Here is a 999-nt window from a genome sequence, read left to right as displayed (position 1 = left end):
AGTAAAGTGATAAGCCATATACTTCGCGCATTCATTTACCAGCACAGAAGCGGATATGTCACTTTCTTTAAAACAGCTAACGCATAAACTCGAAGAGCTCGAGATGAAGCTTGCATTTCAGGACGATACGATAGACACACTAAATCAGATTGTCACAAAGCAAAGCCGCGATATTCAAGATTTATGGACCGCAAATAAGGTGCTAAAACAAAGCCTAAACGAAATGAAATCGGGCAATGAAGATAACGCCCCAGAACCACCACCTCCGCATTATTGATACACTAATATTTCATAACTCACGATCTTGTGGACATCTCAAATTAGCCAGACACCAAAGATTTCGATTTACAAATCATTAGTGCATTTAATACACTCTATCGCGCATGGAAGCGACCACATACGTAGACGGATTCTACTCAACTCTTTACCGATCGGTAAAAGCGCTCCATGTGTCATTTAACAAGGAGCAGTTATGTTTAAAATCAAAACCTTTATTTCACTTGTCTTAGCCAGCCTTTTAGCCGTTGTGCTTTTACACAGCTCGGTTGCTTATGCACAAGAAGCAAACCAAGCCTCAGAAACCTCCGTTCAAGCACCTGTAAATATCAACGAAGCCGACGCCCAAACGATTGCCAGCAATTTAAAAGGAATCGGGCTGAAAAAAGCTGAAGCGATTATTCAATATCGAAAGAGCTACGGCCCATTTCACGACGTCGAGGAACTTAAGGAAGTAAAAGGAATTGGAAAAAGCATTTTAGAAAAGAACAAGCACTTGATTGTAGCTAAGTAATCTAAGCTACAAGAAACCGGGGTCAGAGTAAAAGTACTCTGACCCACAATATTTTATACAAACGCCCTAATCAAGATCAGAGAATCTGAGCCCAATTTGCCAGAATCGAGGTCCGATACCTTGAATGCCCGAAGGATCTTGCGCTAGAAACAACTCTGCCGCGAAGCTCAAATAAAAATAAAAAAGCCCTAGTAAAACCACTGTAATGA

At 40.9% G+C, this 999-nt stretch carries 2 protein-coding genes; both read left to right on the top strand.

The window, feature by feature from the left end; genetic code table 11:
• Positions 1–55: 55 nt before the first annotated feature.
• Complete coding sequence (locus tag A3762_RS21100; protein ID WP_068754271.1) at positions 56–277, top strand: SlyX family protein; 222 nt, start codon at positions 56–58, stop codon at positions 275–277.
• Positions 278–472: 195 nt separating this feature from the next.
• Complete coding sequence (locus A3762_RS21095; RefSeq protein ID WP_068754269.1) at positions 473–790, top strand: ComEA family DNA-binding protein; 318 nt, start codon at positions 473–475, stop codon at positions 788–790.
• Positions 791–999 lie beyond the last annotated feature (209 nt).

Source organism: Oleiphilus sp. HI0125, assembly GCF_001635355.1.
This window is presented reverse-complemented; position numbering and strand designations above follow the sequence as displayed.

Excerpts from the sequence above, each read along its gene's own strand:
- A3762_RS21100 (WP_068754271.1), top strand. The coding sequence starts at position 56 with ATGTCACTTTCTTTAAAACAGCTAACGCATAAACTCGAAGAGCTCGAG.
- A3762_RS21095 (WP_068754269.1), top strand. The coding sequence starts at position 473 with ATGTTTAAAATCAAAACCTTTATTTCACTTGTCTTAGCCAGCCTTTTA.